Origin of the sequence: Pseudomonas sp. GM_Psu_1 (assembly GCF_026544185.1) — a bacterium.
Lineage (GTDB): Bacteria > Pseudomonadota > Gammaproteobacteria > Pseudomonadales > Pseudomonadaceae > Chryseomonas > Chryseomonas oryzihabitans.
This window is the reverse complement of the sequence record NZ_JALNUX010000003.1, coordinates 168,485-184,573: the sequence shown is the minus strand read 5'-3', so window position 1 is coordinate 184,573 and position 16,089 is coordinate 168,485. Positions and strand designations below refer to the sequence as shown.

Genomic DNA, 16,089 nt, shown 5'->3' with positions numbered 1-16,089 from the left:
CGCCGGGCAACGGCGGTCGCGGTCCCGGGTGGCAGACGGAGACGCCCATCGCAAACCGGTGGGCATCCTGTCACCCGCTTCGCTTGGATGCTCGCTATACTGGCCGCGCACGGCCTGTGACGAACACCTCTAGCATCCGTGTTGGAGGCTTCAACCTGTCGCTCGCCATCTTCCCCGCTGCCCCGGCAGGGCACCGTACGAGCGACCCGATGAGCACTCTCACCTCGACTCCAGTCCCCTCGTACCTCCTGTCCCAGGACATCGACCTCATTGCCGAGATCGCCGCGGTACCCAGGATCCTGGACGTGGTCTGTCGGATGACAGGGATGGGCTTCGCCGCCGTCGCCCGGGTGACCGACGATCGCTGGATCGCCTGCAGTACCCTCGACCTGATCGGCTTCGGCCTGGAGCCCGGTGGCGAACTGGAGGTCAAATCGACCATCTGCGACGAGATCCGCGACCATCGCCAGCCGGTGGTGATCGACGACGTGGCGCTGGACGAGCTCTATCGCCATCATCACACGCCCAGGCAGTACGGCCTGCGCAGCTATATCTCGGTCCCCATCGTGCTGGACGACGGCAGCTTCTTCGGCACCCTCTGCGCCATCGATCCGCAGCCGGCCAAGCCCAGCAGCCCGGAGATCCTGCCCGCCTTCGAACTCTTCGCCAGCATGATCGCGCTGGAGATCGGCGCCCAGCGCCGCTTCGTGGCCGCCCGCAACGTGCTGCACAGCGAAGGCTTTTCCCGCAGCCTGCTCCAGGCCAGCCTGGATTGCGTCAAGGTCCTCTCCGCCGGGGGCCATATCGAATTCATGAACGCCCAGGGCCTGGAGCTCAACCAGTTGCAGTCCGTCGATCAGGTGATGGGCTGCGAATACGCCGCGCTCTGGCCTGACGCGGAGGTCGAGAAGATCCGCCACGCCGTCAGGCGCGCCGTCGAAGGCCAGGGCACCCGGGTCGAGGGATTCTGCCCCACGGCCCGGGGCGAGCCGCGCTGGTGGGAGGTGTCCTGTTCGCCCTTCGCGGTGGCCGGCACCGGCGAGGTCAAGATCGTCTGCATCTCGCGCGACATCAGCAGTCGCATCCTCGCCCAGCAGGCGCAGCAGGCCCGTGCCGAAGCCATTGCCGCGCTCAACGACGAGCTGGAGCTACGCATCTCGGAGCGCACCGCCGAGCGCGACCAGATCTGGAACTGCTCCACCGATCCGCTGTGCGTGGCCGACCTCGAAGGCTTCTTCGTCAACCTCAATCCGGCCTGGACGGCGACCCTGGGCTGGTCGCTCGACGAACTCAAGGCCCGTCCCTTCCTGACCTTCGTCCACGATGACGACCTCGTCGCCACGCGCCAGGCGTTTCGCGACGTCAAGCAGGGGATGGCGCTGGTCAGCTTCGAAAACCGCTATCGCCACCGCGACGGCACCTACCGCTGGTTTTCCTGGAATGCCACGCGCAACGGCGGACTCATCTATGCCACCGTGCGCGACGTGACCCAGCAACGCCAGCAGACGCTGGATCTCGCGGCCGCCGAAGACGCCCTGCGCCAGGCGCAGAAGATGGAAGCCATCGGCCAGCTCACCGGGGGCGTGGCCCACGACTTCAACAACCTGCTCACCGTCGCCCGCACCTCCTGCGACCTGCTCAAGCGCCCCAACCTCAGCGATGCGCGGCGCGAGCGCTACCTGGAGGCGATCTCCACCACCGTGGATCGCGCCGCGCGATTGACCGGGCAACTGCTGGCCTTCGCCCGGCGCCAGGCCCTGGCGCCCGAGGTGTTTTCCGCGCGGGACAATGTCCTGGCCATGGGTGACATGCTGGAAACCCTGCTTGGTTCGCAGGTGGGCATCGAGCTCGAGGTAGGCGATGACCCGTGCCTGGTCTATGCCGACCCCAGCCAGTTCGATACCGCGATGGTGAACATCGCGGTGAACGCCCGCGACGCCATGAGTGGTGCCGGACGCCTGACCATAGGCGTAATGACCGTCGCCGGCATTCCGGCCAGCGGGGCTCAGCCAGCGCTGGACCTCCCGGCCGTGGCCATCACCCTGGCGGACAACGGCAGTGGCATCGCCCGGGAACACCTGGAGCAGATCTTCGAGCCCTTCTTCACCACCAAGAGAGTCGGCCAGGGCACCGGACTCGGCCTGAGCCAGGTGTTCGGCTTCATCAAGCAGTCCGGTGGCGAGGTGCGGGTCACCAGCGAGGTCGGCCGCGGGACGACCTTCCACCTCTATCTGCCGCTCGCGCCGGCAACCGAGCCGCAACCGGCCCTCGAGGAGTTCGTCGCGGCGGCCGATGGCAGCGGGATCACCGTCCTGGTGGTCGAGGACAACCTCGAGGTGGGTACCTTCGCGGTCGAGCTGTTGAGTGGCCTCGGCTACCAGGCCGTGCTGGCCGGCAATGCCGAGATCGCCCTCGCCCTGCTCGCCGACCAGCCGGGTCGATTCGACGTGGTCTTCTCGGACGTCGTCATGCCCGGCATGAGCGGGCTGGAGCTGGCCATCGAGATCAGACGCCTCTATCGCTGCCTGCCGATCCTGCTGACCTCCGGCTACAGCCACGTCCTGGCGACCAATGGCGCCCAGGGCTTCGAGCTGATCCACAAGCCCTATTCGGCGGAGGCCCTGTCACGCCGGCTGCAGCAGATCCTCGAAGAAACCACGACGCACCTGACCATCTAGGGCGCCGCGGTACGGACGGTCAGGCTCAGGCACGGCCGGGGCGCACCGCCAGGGCCGAGACGAGCACCCCCGCCACCACCAGGCCGAGCCCGGCGACGAACAGGCTCGACACGGTGGCGCCAAACGCCAGGCAGGACGCCAGGGTTCCCACCAGGGGCACCCCGAGCGTGACGGTCGACATGGCGAAGGTGGATATCCTCCGACCGAACTCCGCCGAGATGACGAAACAGGCCGAGGTGGCGATCGGACCGATAAAGAACAGCTCCTGCAACAGCCGGGTATCCAAGGTGACGGCGGTCGGCCAGCCTTCGCTCAGCCAGGCGGCAAAGGCCAGGGGCACCACGGCCAGCAGCATCTGCCAGGGTGCCAGTGCCAGCGGCGACGTCACCCAGCGATGGCGCTTCACATGGAGGATAACGAGCGCCCAGCTCACCGCGGCGAGCAGGAGAAAGAGTGCCCCCTTCACGGTGCCCGGCTGCGTCCAGTCGAGTTCCGCGGGACTGCAGACGGCGACCACCCCGGCCATGCCGATGGACAATCCGGTCAGCTGCAGGCGCGACGGCGCCTGGCGAAACAGCAGCCAGGCGACCAACACGCACCACAGGGGCGTGGTGTAGGCCAGCAGCACGGCCCTGCTGGTGTCGATCTGCACCATGGCCACCATGCCAAGCCCGGTGAAGGTCATCATCTGCAGCAGTCCCACGCTGGCGATGATCGGCAGGTCCTGCCGGGTGGGTAGCCTGAGTTGTCCCCGCAGCGCCAGGTAGAGGCACAGGCAGACCGCGGCGCTGGCGAATCTCACGGTCGCCAGCCAGAGCGGCGGCACCGATTGCAGGGCGAGCTTGGTCACCGGCCAGCTGCTTCCCCACAGCAGCACCATGACGCCGAGCGCGACATAGGTGGAGGAAAGCCCGAAGGCCTTGCCTGGAAGGTCGAGGTTTTGCCGAATCGTAGCGCTCACGATGCCACCCTGTTGCCCATGGATCACTCGGAGTTATGCTATTTCCGCTCGCGCGCGAAAACGCACCTTTCTCTTCGTGAAAAATGGAAAGATCGGTACATCCAACCCTGTAGAGCTAGCAAATAGGAAATTCCTACCGTGAACCGCGCCAAACTCGACGATGCCAGCCTGCGGATCCTGGATGCCCTGCAGCAGAACGCCGAACTGAGCAATGCCGAACTGGCGGAAATCGCCGGACTCTCGACGTCCCCCTGTTGGCGGCGCGTGGCGGACATGAAGGAGCATGGCGTCTTGCGCGGCGCCGTGACCCTGGTCGATCCGGCCGCGCTGGGGCTCGCCATCAACGTTTTCGTGCATGTGTCGCTCAAGCTGCAGGACAAGCAGTCGCTGGAGGTCTTCACGGATGCGATCAAGGAGCGTCCGGAGGTCATGGAGTGCTACCTGATGAGCGGCGAGGCCGACTTCATGCTCAGGGTGGTGAGCGAGGACCTGGCCAAGTACCAGACGCTGCTGCTGGATTGCCTCACGACCATCCCCGTCGTCGCCAGCATCAGATCGAGCTTCGCCCTGAGCCAGGTGAAGTACACCACCGCCCTACCGACCAATCACCTGCGCGGACGGGCGGCGGGCAGCCGTCGCTGAGACTGCCCGCTGCCGCGCGTCCGGCCATGGCCGAGGGTGCCCATGGATCGCCGCCCGCCCCGGCCCGCGCCTAGCGGAGGGTGCCCGGACAGCCGGACCCGCGATGCGACGGCGGCCATCCACCCCGGGCGAGCGATCGGGTAACATGCGCCGCCGCGGGCCAGTGGCCCCTTTCTCTCGGTAAGGAGTCACAGTGTTCGAGACCCAGGTCATCATCATCGGTGCCGGCGCGGCCGGTTTGATGTGCGCCCTGAGCGCCGCCGCGCGCGGGCGCCGGGTGCTGGTACTCGACCACGCCAACAAGGCCGGCAAGAAGATCCTCATGTCCGGCGGCGGCCGCTGCAACTTCACCAACCTCTATTGCGAGCCCGCCAACTTCCTCTCGCAGAACGCGCATTTCTGCAAATCGGCACTGGCGCGCTACACCCAATGGGACTTCATCGCCCTGGTGGCCAAACACGGCGTGCCCTACCACGAGAAGAAGCTCGGCCAGCTGTTCTGCGACAACAAGGCCAGCGACATTCTCGCCCTGCTGCTGGACGAGTGCGAACAGGGCGGCGTCGACATCCGCCTCAATACCTCGGTGCAGGAGATCGCCCGCCTCGACCCGGGCGGCTATCAGCTGCAGACCAGCCTGGGCCCGGTGCGTGGCGAGTCCCTGGTGATCGCCACCGGCGGCCTGTCCATCCCGACTCTCGGCGCCACCGGCTTCGGCTATCAGGTCGCCCGCCAGTTCGGCCATCAGCTGCTGCCGACCCGCGCCGGTCTGGTGCCCTTCACCGTCACCGATCCGCAGCTCAAGGAATTCTGCAGCGCCCTGTCCGGCACGGCGGTGGAAGACTGCCGGATCAGCTGCAACGGCCAGAGCTTCGTCGAGAATCTGCTGTTCACCCACCGTGGCCTCAGCGGTCCGGCGATCCTGCAGATCTCCTCCTACTGGCAACCCGGCGACAGCCTCAGCATCGACCTGCTGCCGCACCTGGACCTGGCCCAGTGGCTCGCCGAGCAGCGCCAGGCGCGGCCCAACAGCGAACTCAAGACCCTGCTGGGCGAGCTGTTCACCAAGAAGATGGCCACGCTGCTCGCCGACAGCTGGTTCCAGTCCCGGCCGCTGAAGCAATACACCCCGGACGAACTCAAGGCCATCGCCGCCCGCCTGCACGACTGGCAACTGGTCCCGGCGGGCACCGAGGGCTACCGGACCGCCGAGGTCACCCTGGGCGGCGTCGACACCCGCGAGGTGTCGTCCAAGACCCTGGAGTCGCTCAAGTCGCCCGGTCTGTACTTCATCGGCGAGGTGCTGGACGTCACCGGCCACCTGGGCGGTTTCAACTTCCAGTGGGCCTGGGCGTCGGGTTACGCGGCGGCGCAGTACGTCTAGGCCAGGGGAAAGCGCTTTGCGCCTGGACTCAGGCAGCCGCAGACGGCCAGGTCTGGCACGCGATACGCAGGAAATTCCCGCCCAGGATGGCGTCGATGTCGGCGGCGGTGTAGCCCCGATCTGCCAGTTGGCGTACCAGTTCAGGTAGCGCCTCGGGTTGCAGCTGGGTATGACCATGCGGCTGTCCATAGTGGCGTGCGGGCCACCAGTCTTCGGCGTCGACGCCAGCGGGCAGGTCATGGTCGGCCGGGCACAATTCGGTATCCAGCCCGATGCCGATATGGCGAGTCCCGACCCGCTCCGCCAGGTAGTCGATCTGGCGGACAAAGCTGGCCACCGAAGCCGCGGGATCGCCCAGAAAGAGACTCAGACCAGTTAGGCCGATCACGCCATCCTGGTCGGCGCAGGCGCGGATCTGCCGGTCGCTCACCGTCCGTGGATGCTCGTGGAGCGCCTTGATGTTGGTGTGGGAAAAGACCACGGGCCGCGTCGACACCGCCATGATCTCCAGGCTGGCACGCTCGCTCGCGTGGGCACAGTCGAGGGTGATGCCCGCCGCATTGCCGGCCGCCACCATCTCGCGACCCAGCGCCGTCAGACCGCCTCCCGCGCCATGGCACCCCCCGGCGCAGCTGTTGTCGCGGTTGTAGGCGAGCAGCATCTGGCGCACCCCGAGACTGGCATAGAGCCCGACCATCGCCGGGTCGTCGAGCAGCATGGTCGAGCCTTCGAGATCGAAGGACACGGCCAGCCTGCCTTGCTCACGCGCCCGGTGGATGTCGGCCACCGTGCCGACCAGACGGAAGTGAGGCTCATGCCGCGCCAGCCAGGCGCGGAAATCCGCGAGGGTTTGCACCACCGTGGCGAAAGGCGTCATGTCCATGCCGACGTTGATCGACACATGATGGAAGCCGGCCGCGCGATAGCGATGCAAGCCGGACATGTCCTGCCCCGGCACCAGGGGCAGGCAGGCATGCGCCTCCCAGCGGATCGGCCCGAGTCCCGCGGCTATGGCTGTGACCGGCTGCATTGGCGTCCCCCTGCGCACGTCTCGAGGGATGCAACATAGCATGCGAACCGGGGCCGGGGTCCGCCCGGCCCGCCGCGGCGCTAACCGACGTTCACGGTCCGCAGCAGCGCCGGATCCACGACCCTTGCCTGATAGCGCACCGACGCCTGGCCATAGGCCTGGGGATCGAGCACCTGGTCCCAGCGTGCCGGTGCCTGCGTCTGCACCGCGACGACCTCGGACTGGGCCGACTTGGGCTGCAGTGCGGCCTGGGCGCGTCTTTCATTGATCTCGGCAGCCATGGCGGTGTAGCTGGCGGTGCTGAGCAGGGCGAGAGCGGCCATCTTGTTGAAGACGTTCATGGTGGATCCTCCTGTCTTGAACACGGGGGCTGGCGTCGCCGCGGCAGCGGGCCGGCGTCAGTCACGGTTCCACCTTGCGCCCAGGCGTCTTAACGCTGTCTTAACCCCTCTGAACCCGACCTGAACAACTGCGACAACCTGACCCAGGCGATGGCCACTGGCCAATTGATCTGGATCAGTTTTGCCCAGGGCCAGCAGGCGCATCCTGCATGCAGCCGCCACTCCGTCCTGGAGCGGCGCCACGGCTCGCGAGGTCGCCATGAACGGACGCCTGGTCAAGGAACTGCTGATCATCCTGCTGATCAAGCTGGCGCTGCTCATGGCGATCAAGAGCCTCTGGTTCAGCGCCCCCACGGTGCCGCCCGACGCCACCCAGGCGGTCAGCGCCCACCTGCTGGACTAGTACCCCTTCCCTTCGCTTGAGGAGATTGCCGGGATGATCTCGGAATCCGTCGTGGACCTGTCACGCCTGCAATTCGGCATGACCGCGCTGTATCACTTCATCTTCGTGCCCCTGACCCTGGGGCTGGTGGTGATCCTGGGGATCATGGAGTCGGTCTATGTGATGACCGGCAAACAGGTCTACAAGGACATGACCCAGTTCTGGGGCAAGCTGTTCGGCATCAACTTCGCCCTGGGCGTCACCACCGGCCTGACCATGGAGTTCCAGTTCGGTACCAACTGGGCCTACTACTCCCACTATGTCGGCGACATCTTCGGCGCGCCCCTGGCCATCGAGGGCCTGATGGCCTTCTTCCTCGAATCGACGCTGATCGGGCTGTTCTTCTTTGGCTGGGAGCGGCTGTCGAAAGGGCAGCACCTACTGGTGACCTGGCTGGTGGCCCTGGGCTCGAATCTCTCCGCGCTGTGGATCCTGGTGGCCAACGGCTGGATGCAGAATCCGGTCGGTGCCGAATTCAACTACGTCACCATGCGCATGGAGCTGGTCGACTTCGGCGCTCTGCTGCTCAACCCCGTGGCCCAGGTGAAGTTCGTCCACACCGTGGCCTCGGGTTATGTCACCGGCGCCATCTTCGTCCTGGCGATCTCCAGCTACTACCTGCTCAAGGGCCGCGACATCGGCTTCGCCCGGCGTTCCTTTGCCGTGGCCGCCGCCTTCGGCATGGCCGCAGTCATCTCGGTGATCGTGCTGGGCGACGAATCCGGCTATCGCGTGGGCGAGGTACAGAAGGTCAAGCTGGCCGCCATCGAAGCCGAGTGGAACACCGAGGCAGCCCCCGCCTCCTTCACCCTGTTCGGGATCCCCAACCAGCAGGAGATGCGCACCGACTACGCGGTAAAGATCCCCTATGTGATGGGCCTGATCGCCACCCGCTCCACCACCGAGCAGGTCACCGGCATCAAGGATCTGGTCAAGCACTACGAAGAACGCATCCGCAGCGGCGCCCAGGCCTATGCCCTGCTGGAGCGCCTGCGCGCCGGCGACGACTCCGCCGCTACCCGAGCCGCCTTCGATGCCCGCAAGCATGACCTGGGCTATGGCCTGCTGCTCAAGAAATACACCAAGGATCTGCCTGCCGCCTCCGACGAGCAGGTGCGCAAGGCCGCCCTGGACACCATCCCCAACGTGGCGAGCGTGTTCTGGACCTTCCGCATCATGGTCGCCAGCGGCGTGCTGATGCTGGCCCTGTTCCTCTGCGCCTTCTGGGCCTCGACCCGGCGCAACGAACTCAGGAAACCCTGGCTGCTGAAGTGGGCGCTGTTCAGCCTGCCCCTGCCCTGGATCGCCACCCAGACCGGCTGGTGGGTCGCCGAGCATGGTCGCCAGCCCTGGACCATCAGCGAGGTGCTGCCCACCCACCTGTCGGCCTCGACCCTGGCCCCAGCCGACCTCTGGGGTTCCATCGGCGCCCTGGTCACCTTCTACACCCTGCTGCTGATCGTGGAGCTGTACCTGATGATCCGCTTCGCCCGCCTCGGCCCGAGCAGCCTGCATACCGGCCGCTACTTCCATGAACGCGTCGCCCAGGTCGGCGACGCCCTGCGCCAGGCCGCGGTGGCCAAGCCCGCTGCCCCGGCCAACGTCTGAGGAGACCGCCATGTTCGACTATGAAGTCCTCAAGCTCATCTGGTGGGTGCTGATCGGCGTGCTGCTGATCGGCTTCGCCCTCACCGACGGATTCGACATGGGCGCCATGATCCTCATGCCTCTGATCGGCAAGACCGACAAGGAACGGCGCGCCGCCATCAACAGCATCGCCCCGCACTGGGACGGCAACCAGGTGTGGTTCATCACTGCCGGCGGCGCCCTCTTCGCCGCCTGGCCGATGGTCTATGCCACCGCCTTCTCCGGACTCTACTGGGCGCTGCTGCTGGTGCTCTTCGCCCTGTTCCTGCGCCCGGTGGGCTTCGACTACCGCAGCAAGCTGGACAACAGCCGCTGGCGCAGCGCCTGGGACTGGGGCCTGTTCACCGGCAGCCTGGTCCCGGCGCTGGTGTTCGGCGTGGCCTTCGGCAATCTCTTCCAGGGCGTGCCCTTCCAGCTCGACGACACCCTCAGATCCACCTACAGCGGCAGCTTCTTCGCCCTGCTCAACCCCTTCGCGCTGCTCTGCGGCGGGGTCAGCCTGGCCATGCTCTGCGCCCATGGCGGCAGCTGGCTGATGCTGCGCACCCACCAGGCCCTGGGCGAGCGCGCCCGCCACGCCACCGGCCTGTGCGCCCTACTGCATCTCGCCACCTTCGGCCTCGCCGGCGTCTGGCTGGCCCATGGCATCGACGGCTATGTGCTGATCAGCCAGGGCGATCCGGGCACCGCCCTGAATCCGCTGCACAAGGTGGTCGCAGCCGGCAACCCGGGCTGGCTGGCCAACTACCATGCCCAACCGCTGACCCTGATCGCCCCGGTCGTGGCTGTACTCGGCAGCGTCCTCGCGCTGCTGGGCAGCAGCTGGCGCCAGGCCGGTCTGGCCTTTACCGGCACGGCCCTGGCCATCGTCGGCACCCTCGCCACCGCCGGCTGCGCGCTGTTTCCCTTCGTGCTGCCGTCGAGTCTGGATCCGGCCTCCAGCCTGACCGTCTGGGACGCCGTCTCCAGCCACAAGACGCTGGGCATCATGTTCGTCGCCGCGGCCCTCTTCGTGCCGCTCATCCTCGCCTACACCCTGTGGAGCTACGTCCGCATGTGGGGCAAGGTCGATGACCGCTTCATCGACGCCAACCCCCACGGCCTCTACTGATCAGCCTCTCAAGGAGACACGCCATGTGGTACTTCACCTGGATCCTCGGTGTCCTGCTCGCCGCGAGCTTCGGCATCATCAACGCCCTCTGGCTGGAAAGCACCCGGGAGCTGGACGTCCATGACGATGCCGAATGCTGAAGCCCTGCCCCGCGTCCACCCGCTGGGGCGGACGCTGTCCCTGCTGCTGGCGGCGCCCCTGGCCCTGCTGCTGCTGATCCACCCCGGGCTGATGCTCGACGCCAGCGGCCACTACAGCCATCCGCTGCTGATGGCGGTGATGCTGGGCGTGTCCGCCGGACTGGTCCACGGCGTCGGCTTCGTGCCGCGCCTGTGGCTCTGGCGCTTGGTGTTCGGGCCGGCGGTGGGCTGGCCGCTGCTGGTGCTCGGCTACGCCCTGCTCTTCAGGGCGCAGCTGGGCTGATCGATGTCTGACCCTAGCGCCCGGCCTCCCCGGGCGCAGCACGCACCACCCGGCGTACCGCCTGCCATACAGCCTGGTGCACTCTCACTCGCACCACTGATTAACCTGACTATAAAGGTTCGTCCCGGGGTGCCGACATAACCGCAATCGACCTCGCCCACGACGGCTGATCGCTTTGCCGCCGGCGCCCCTGCTGACCGCCTCAGAGAAGTCCACCATGCTCAGGAATGCCCCCCTAAGTACCAAGCTCCTGCTGATCCTGCTGCTGCCGCTGGCTGGCTTCCTGGTGATCTCGGGCCTCTACACCGCCGACCGCTACGAAACCTTCAAGGACATGGAGCACACGGTCACCGCCAGTGCCACGGCGCAACGCATCAGCGCCGTGATCACCAGCCTGCAGCGCGAACGCGGCGCCAGCGGCGTCTTTCTCGGCAGCGGCGGCAAGTCGATGCAGGACAAGCTGAAGACCTTCCGCCAGGACAGCGACAACGCCCATGGCGAACTCAAGACCCTCGCCAGCGGTAGCGATGCAAACATCCAGGCCCTGCTGCGTGCCCTGGACGGTCTGCCGGAGCTGCGCACCAAGGTCGACGGCCTGGCGCTCAACAGCACCCAGTCCGGTGCGGCCTACACCGACCTGATCAAGACGCTGATCGGCTATACCCATTCGCTGGAAGCCGGGGTCGACGATCCGGCTATCCTGCGCGCCCTGGGCGCCCTCAATCTGTTCGTCGAGATGAAGGAACGCGCCGGTCGCGAGCGGGTGCTCCTGGGTCTGGCCTTCAACCAGAATCGCTTCGACGCCAGCCTGCTGTCGCGCTTCGCCCGCAACCTGGGCGAATTCTCCGCCTATGCCGATGCCTTCCAGCGCAAGGCCACGCCCGAGTTCATCCGCCAGCTCGACGACACCTTCAAGCAACCCAGCGCCCAGGAAGTCAGCCGCCTGCAGCAACTGGCCTTTACCGTTCCCCTTGGCGACGCCCTGGGCGTCAAGCCGGAGGACTGGTTCAACCTGGCCACCCAGCGCATCGACCTGATGGGCAAGGTGGAGGCGGACCTCGGCGCCAGCGTCGGCGCCCAGGCCGAGCAGGCCCGCGCCAACGCCAGTCGCGACCTCTGGATCACCTTGGGCCTGGTGCTGCTGGTGCTGGTGGCCGTCTCGGCGCTGGCCTGGGTGATCATTCGCAACATCAAGCAGGCGGTCGAACAGGTCAATGGCACCCTCACCCGCCTGGCCACCCGTGACCTCACCGCCCGTTGCGCCTATCAGGGCCGGGACGAGTTCGGCACCATCACCGGCAACCTCAACCAGATGAGCCAGGAGCTGGGCCAGGTCATCCAGGAGATCGGCGCGGCCACCGTCCAGGTCGCCACCGCTGCCGAGGAGGCTTCGGCGGTCGCCATCCAGACCAGCCAGAACGTCGCCCAGCAGCGCCTGGGCACCGATCAGGTGGCCACCGCCATCGCCGAGATGAGCGCGACGGTCAAGGACGTCGCCCGCAGCACCACCGAAGCCGCCGAGGGCTCGCGCCAGGTCGAGGGCAACACCAGCCAGGGTCGTCGCGAATTGCAGGCCACCATCGGCCTGGTGCAGGGGCTGTCGGTGCAGGCCGAACGGACCTCGGACATCATCGCCGAACTCAAGCACGAGAGCGATGCCATCTCCTCGGTGCTGGACGTGATCCGTGGCATCGCCGAGCAGACCAATCTGCTGGCGCTCAACGCCGCCATCGAAGCCGCTCGCGCCGGTGAGGCCGGGCGTGGCTTCGCCGTGGTGGCCGACGAGGTGCGCTCCCTGGCGCAAAAGACCCAGCAATCCACCGGCAGCATCCAGCAGATGATCAATAATCTGCAGACCGGCTCCGACCGCGCCACCCAGGCCATGCAGGAAACCCTGAGCCAGGTGCAGACCGGCGCCAGCAATGTGGTTCGCGCCGGCGAGCTGCTGGGCGAGATCGCCGAGGGCGTGACCCTGATCAACGACCGTACCATCCAGGTCGCCTCGGCCGCCGAACAGCAGAGCCAGGTCGCCGAAGAGATCAGTCGCAACGTCAACGACATCAACGACCTGGTGATCCAGGTCAGCGCCGGTGCCGAGCAGACCGCGGTCACCAGTCGCGAACTGGCGCGCCTCGCCGAACAGCAGCAGGCGCTGGTCGGCCGCTTCCGGGTGGCCTGACCCTAACCAGGCATTCGATGGCCAGCGAGAGGGACAGCTCGGGTTCCCCCTCGCTGGCCATCCGCTGCAACCCCGCCTTCCCGCTTCTCGCTGTTCTCTCCCGCCTCCCCGCGTTGCCCTGTCGTTGGGCTTGGTCGCCCTTCGGCACTGCCCAGCCTGCCCCCAACCCGGACGTCAGTGCTCTGTACCGAGTTCTACCGTGTGCCCCGGCTTGATCCTTCCACCGCAGGCCTTTGCCGCCATCGCCCTTCAGCCTCGGTGGCGACTCCGCGGTTCCAGACGACGCAGGGAATCGGCAAGCAACACCCACGAACCGCTCTAGCACGCTACTTGCAGACATTACAGCCGGTCATGCGCGCGCATCCGCTACCCGGGTATTTCCGCAAGCAACAGTCAGGCTTTGCGCAGCGGAATCCTTTCCGGCGATGCCTGCGCGGTGACCTCTCATGGAACCGATCCCTCGCGTCCCAGCAAGCGCGAGGGTCATCTATAGAAGGACTGACCGATGCTGAAGAACGCCGCCCTGAGTACCAAGCTGCTGCTGATCCTGCTCCTGCCCCTGACCGGCTTTCTGCTGATTTGCGGTCTCTTCCTCAAGGAGCGCTACCAGACGCTGGAGAATCTCGATCACACCGTGACCGCCAGCGCCACGGCGCAAGACGTCAGCACCCTGATCACCCACCTGCAACGCGAACGGGGCGCCAGCGGCGCCTTTCTCAGCAGTGGCGGCACGGCCGTGCGTGACGACCTGCGAACCTATCGCCAGGACAGCGACCAGGCCCAAGGCGTCTTGCGCGCCCGGGTGGCCAGCGACGATACCGCCCTGCAACCCGTGCTGAAGCTCCTCGACGGCCTGCCCGGGGTGCGCACCACCGTGGACGGCCTGACGATCAGCGGTACCCAATCCAGTGCCGCCTATACCGAGATGATCCAGGCGTTGATCGGCTACAACAGCAAGCTCGAAGCCGAAGTCGAGGATCCGGCGATCAAGCGCGCCCTGAATGCCCTGAATCTGTTCGTCGAGATGAAGGAAAGAGCCGGCCGCGAGCGCGCGCTGCTGGGGATAGCCTTCAGCAGGAATCGGCTGGAATTGCCGCTACTGGTGCAGATCGCACGCAATCTCGGCGAATTCACCGCCTACGCCGACGCCTTCAGGCAGAGGTCCGCGCCCGAGATCGTCCAGCGATTCGAGAACCTCCTCAAGCAGCCCGGTGCCCTGGAGCTGGCGCAGTTGCAGCGGCGCGCGCTCTACACGACGCCGGGTAGACCGCTGAATGTGCAGCCGGACACCTGGTTCGACCTGGCCACCCAGCGCATCGATCAGCTGGGCACCCTGGAAACGGAGCTGGGCGCCAGCATCATCGCCACCACCGAACAGCTACGCGCCGGCGCCAGCCGCGATCTCTGGACCACCCTCGGCCTGATGCTGGTGCTGCTGGTGGCCGTTTCGGTGCTGGCGTGGCTGGTCATCCGCAACATCAGGCAGGCGGTCGAACAGGTCAACGGCACCCTCAACCGCCTGGCGACCCGCGACCTCAGCGCCCGTTGCGTCTACCAGGGCCGGGACGAATTCGGCACCATCACCGGCAACCTCAATCTGATGAGCCAGGAACTCGGCCAGGTCATCCAGGAGATCGGCGCGGCCACCCAGCAGGTCGCCACCGCCGCCGAAGAAGCCTCGGCGGTCGCCATCCAGACCAGCGAGAACGTGACCCAGCAACGCCTGGGCACCGATCAGATGGCCACCGCCATCGCCGAGATGAGCGCCACCGTCAAGGATGTCGCCCGCAGCACCAGCGAAGCCGCCGAGGGCTCGCGGCAGGTCGAGGCCAGCGCCCGCCAGGGTCGCCACGAATTGCAGGCCACCATCGGCCTGGTGCAGGGGCTGTCGGTGCAGGCCGAGCGCACCGCGCAGATCATCGCCGAACTCAAGCAGGAGAGCGACGCCATCTCCCTCGTGCTGGACGTGATCAATGGCATTGCCGGGCAGACCAATCTGCTGGCGCTGAATGCGGCCATCGAGGCGGCGCGCGCCGGTGAGGCCGGCCGCGGCTTTGCCGTGGTGGCCGACGAGGTACGCTCCCTGGCGCAAAAGACCCAGCAATCCACCGGCAGCATTCAGCAGATGATCAGCCGCCTGCAGAGCGGCACCGACCGCGCCGCCCAGGCCATGCAGGAGACCCTCGGCCAGGTGCAGACCGGCGCCGGCAACATGCTCCGCGCCGGCGAATTGCTCAGCGAGATCGCCGAGGGCGTGACCCTGATCAACGATCGCAATATCCAGGTGGCCTCGGCCGCCGAGCAGCAGAGCCAGGTCGCCGAAGACATCAGCCGCAACGTCAGCGACATCCATGAGCTGGTCATCCAGGTCAGCGCCGGTGCCGAGCAGACCGCGGTCACCAGTCGCGAACTGGCCCGCCTGGCCGACGCCCAGCAGTCATTGGTGGGGCGCTTCCAGGTGGCCTGAACCCGCGCCGGCCGCTGTACGGTGGAAAAGCCGCCCCTCTGGATGGCGACGCCGGCGCGCCCTGTCGCCAGACTGGGCGCCGCTGTCAGCGACTGGTCGCCGGCAGCGGGGACCGGCCAGCCCAGGACCGGCCACCAGACCGCCTGGAAACGCCATGGATACCTTTGCCCTCTACCTGCTGCTGTGCGGCCTCACCATTGCCAGTCCCGGTCCGGGCGTGCTGCTCACGGTCAACAACGCCCTGCTGCTGCAGTGGCGCGGCGCCCTGCCAGGCATCCTCGGTGTGGTGCTGGGCATCCTGCTGGTAGCCATTCTGGCCAGCACCGCGCTCGGCGCCCTGGTGAGCAGTTCGCCACGGGCGCTGCAGGGGCTGCAATTGCTCGGCGCGCTCTATCTGGGCTGGCTGGGTCTGAGTCGCTGGCGCCAGGGCTCGCTTCCAGGCCAGCGGACCGGCACGACCCGGCCGGCGATCGGCGTCGCCAGACGCCTCCGGCAAGGGCTGCTGGTGTCCCTCACCAATCCCAAGCTGATCATCTTCTTTCTGGCGCTGTTTCCGCCCTTCATCCAGGCCGACCGCCCGGTGCTGCCGCAGCTGGTGCTGCTGGTGGCGAGCTTCTGCCTGTTGAGCCTCCTCATTCACTGCAGCTACGCCGGGGCCGCGGCAGCCTTGAGTACCCGCCTGACCGCGGGCTCTACCCTCGCGCGCCTGAACCGGGCGGCCGGCGGACTCTTTCTGCTGTTCGCCGCGCTGCTGCTGGGTGCGGCCCTGGGCGCTCCTAGTGCCTAG

The 16,089-nt window shown here is 67.0% G+C and carries 14 protein-coding genes; 11 read left to right on the top strand and 3 right to left on the bottom strand.

Features of this window, described 5'->3' with window-relative positions; genetic code table 11:
* Nucleotides 1–209 precede the first annotated feature (209 nt).
* Complete coding sequence (locus OXS31_RS05965) at nt 210–2,678, top strand: PAS domain-containing protein (protein WP_267398316.1); 2,469 nt, start codon at nt 210–212, stop codon at nt 2,676–2,678.
* Between the two features lie 25 nt (nt 2,679–2,703).
* Here the strand turns inward: OXS31_RS05965 and OXS31_RS05960 are convergent, their stop codons facing one another.
* Nucleotides 2,704–3,639, bottom strand: a complete 936-nt coding sequence (locus OXS31_RS05960; protein WP_244950567.1) for an EamA family transporter — start codon at nt 3,637–3,639, stop codon at nt 2,704–2,706.
* Between the two features lie 138 nt (nt 3,640–3,777).
* On the opposite strand from OXS31_RS05960, the gene OXS31_RS05955 reads away from it, so the two are divergent.
* Together OXS31_RS05955 and OXS31_RS05950 are read left to right on the top strand one after the other, a co-directional pair.
* The gene (locus tag OXS31_RS05955) at nt 3,778–4,281 is read left to right on the top strand and encodes an Lrp/AsnC family transcriptional regulator (RefSeq protein ID WP_197027415.1); all 504 of its coding nucleotides are present in this window, start codon (nt 3,778–3,780) and stop codon (nt 4,279–4,281) included.
* A gap of 193 nt (nt 4,282–4,474) precedes the next feature.
* Nucleotides 4,475–5,662, top strand: a complete 1,188-nt coding sequence (locus OXS31_RS05950; RefSeq protein ID WP_027601959.1) for an NAD(P)/FAD-dependent oxidoreductase — start codon at nt 4,475–4,477, stop codon at nt 5,660–5,662.
* Between the two features lie 28 nt (nt 5,663–5,690).
* On the opposite strand, the gene OXS31_RS05945 is transcribed toward OXS31_RS05950, so the two are convergent.
* Nucleotides 5,691–6,692 (bottom strand): membrane dipeptidase, encoded by a 1,002-nt coding sequence (locus OXS31_RS05945; protein WP_267398314.1) that lies wholly within the window; start codon nt 6,690–6,692, stop codon nt 5,691–5,693.
* 80 nt (nt 6,693–6,772) lie between these two features.
* Nucleotides 6,773–7,033, bottom strand: a complete 261-nt coding sequence (locus OXS31_RS05940) for a hypothetical protein (protein WP_108581039.1) — start codon at nt 7,031–7,033, stop codon at nt 6,773–6,775.
* A gap of 259 nt (nt 7,034–7,292) precedes the next feature.
* Between OXS31_RS05940 and cydP the strand changes: the two genes are divergently transcribed.
* The 8 genes from cydP (at nt 7,293) to OXS31_RS05900 (ending at nt 16,089) form a co-directional block, all read left to right on the top strand.
* Entirely contained in the window at nt 7,293–7,436 is a 144-nt protein-coding gene (gene cydP / locus OXS31_RS05935; RefSeq protein WP_007158840.1) for a cytochrome oxidase putative small subunit CydP, read from the top strand.
* Between the two features lie 33 nt (nt 7,437–7,469).
* Nucleotides 7,470–9,083 carry a cytochrome ubiquinol oxidase subunit I gene (locus OXS31_RS05930; RefSeq protein ID WP_267398313.1) on the top strand — a complete coding sequence of 538 codons (1,614 nt, stop codon included), beginning with the start codon at nt 7,470–7,472 and terminating at the stop codon, nt 9,081–9,083.
* 10 nt (nt 9,084–9,093) lie between these two features.
* Complete coding sequence (cydB, locus tag OXS31_RS05925; RefSeq protein WP_267398312.1) at nt 9,094–10,233, top strand: cytochrome d ubiquinol oxidase subunit II; 1,140 nt, start codon at nt 9,094–9,096, stop codon at nt 10,231–10,233.
* Nucleotides 10,234–10,256: 23 nt separating this feature from the next.
* Nucleotides 10,257–10,373 carry a cytochrome bd-I oxidase subunit CydX gene (gene cydX / locus OXS31_RS05920; RefSeq protein WP_007158843.1) on the top strand — a complete coding sequence of 39 codons (117 nt, stop codon included), beginning with the start codon at nt 10,257–10,259 and terminating at the stop codon, nt 10,371–10,373.
* Nucleotides 10,360–10,656, top strand: a complete 297-nt coding sequence (locus OXS31_RS05915; protein ID WP_051399117.1) for a cyd operon YbgE family protein — start codon at nt 10,360–10,362, stop codon at nt 10,654–10,656. The genes cydX and OXS31_RS05915 overlap by 14 nt, the downstream gene beginning before the upstream one ends.
* A 217-nt stretch (nt 10,657–10,873) precedes the next feature.
* Nucleotides 10,874–12,835 carry a methyl-accepting chemotaxis protein gene (locus tag OXS31_RS05910; protein ID WP_267398309.1) on the top strand — a complete coding sequence of 654 codons (1,962 nt, stop codon included), beginning with the start codon at nt 10,874–10,876 and terminating at the stop codon, nt 12,833–12,835.
* 505 nt (nt 12,836–13,340) lie between these two features.
* Nucleotides 13,341–15,302, top strand: coding sequence for a methyl-accepting chemotaxis protein (locus tag OXS31_RS05905; protein ID WP_267398308.1), 1,962 nt, complete (start codon nt 13,341–13,343; stop codon nt 15,300–15,302).
* A gap of 154 nt (nt 15,303–15,456) precedes the next feature.
* On the top strand, nt 15,457–16,089 hold the full coding sequence (locus OXS31_RS05900) for a LysE family translocator (protein WP_267398307.1): 633 nt from the start codon (nt 15,457–15,459) through the stop codon (nt 16,087–16,089).

Coding starts and splice junctions, on each gene's coding strand:
- OXS31_RS05965 (WP_267398316.1), top strand. CDS start 210: ATGAGCACTCTCACCTCGACTCCAGTCCCCTCGTACCTCCTGTCCCAG.
- OXS31_RS05945 (WP_267398314.1), bottom strand. CDS start 6,692: ATGCAGCCGGTCACAGCCATAGCCGCGGGACTCGGGCCGATCCGCTGG.
- OXS31_RS05940 (WP_108581039.1), bottom strand. CDS start 7,033: ATGAACGTCTTCAACAAGATGGCCGCTCTCGCCCTGCTCAGCACCGCC.
- cydP (WP_007158840.1), top strand. CDS start 7,293: ATGAACGGACGCCTGGTCAAGGAACTGCTGATCATCCTGCTGATCAAG.
- OXS31_RS05930 (WP_267398313.1), top strand. CDS start 7,470: ATGATCTCGGAATCCGTCGTGGACCTGTCACGCCTGCAATTCGGCATG.
- cydB (WP_267398312.1), top strand. CDS start 9,094: ATGTTCGACTATGAAGTCCTCAAGCTCATCTGGTGGGTGCTGATCGGC.
- cydX (WP_007158843.1), top strand. CDS start 10,257: ATGTGGTACTTCACCTGGATCCTCGGTGTCCTGCTCGCCGCGAGCTTC.
- OXS31_RS05915 (WP_051399117.1), top strand. CDS start 10,360: ATGCCGAATGCTGAAGCCCTGCCCCGCGTCCACCCGCTGGGGCGGACG.
- OXS31_RS05910 (WP_267398309.1), top strand. CDS start 10,874: ATGCTCAGGAATGCCCCCCTAAGTACCAAGCTCCTGCTGATCCTGCTG.
- OXS31_RS05905 (WP_267398308.1), top strand. CDS start 13,341: ATGCTGAAGAACGCCGCCCTGAGTACCAAGCTGCTGCTGATCCTGCTC.
- OXS31_RS05900 (WP_267398307.1), top strand. CDS start 15,457: ATGGATACCTTTGCCCTCTACCTGCTGCTGTGCGGCCTCACCATTGCC.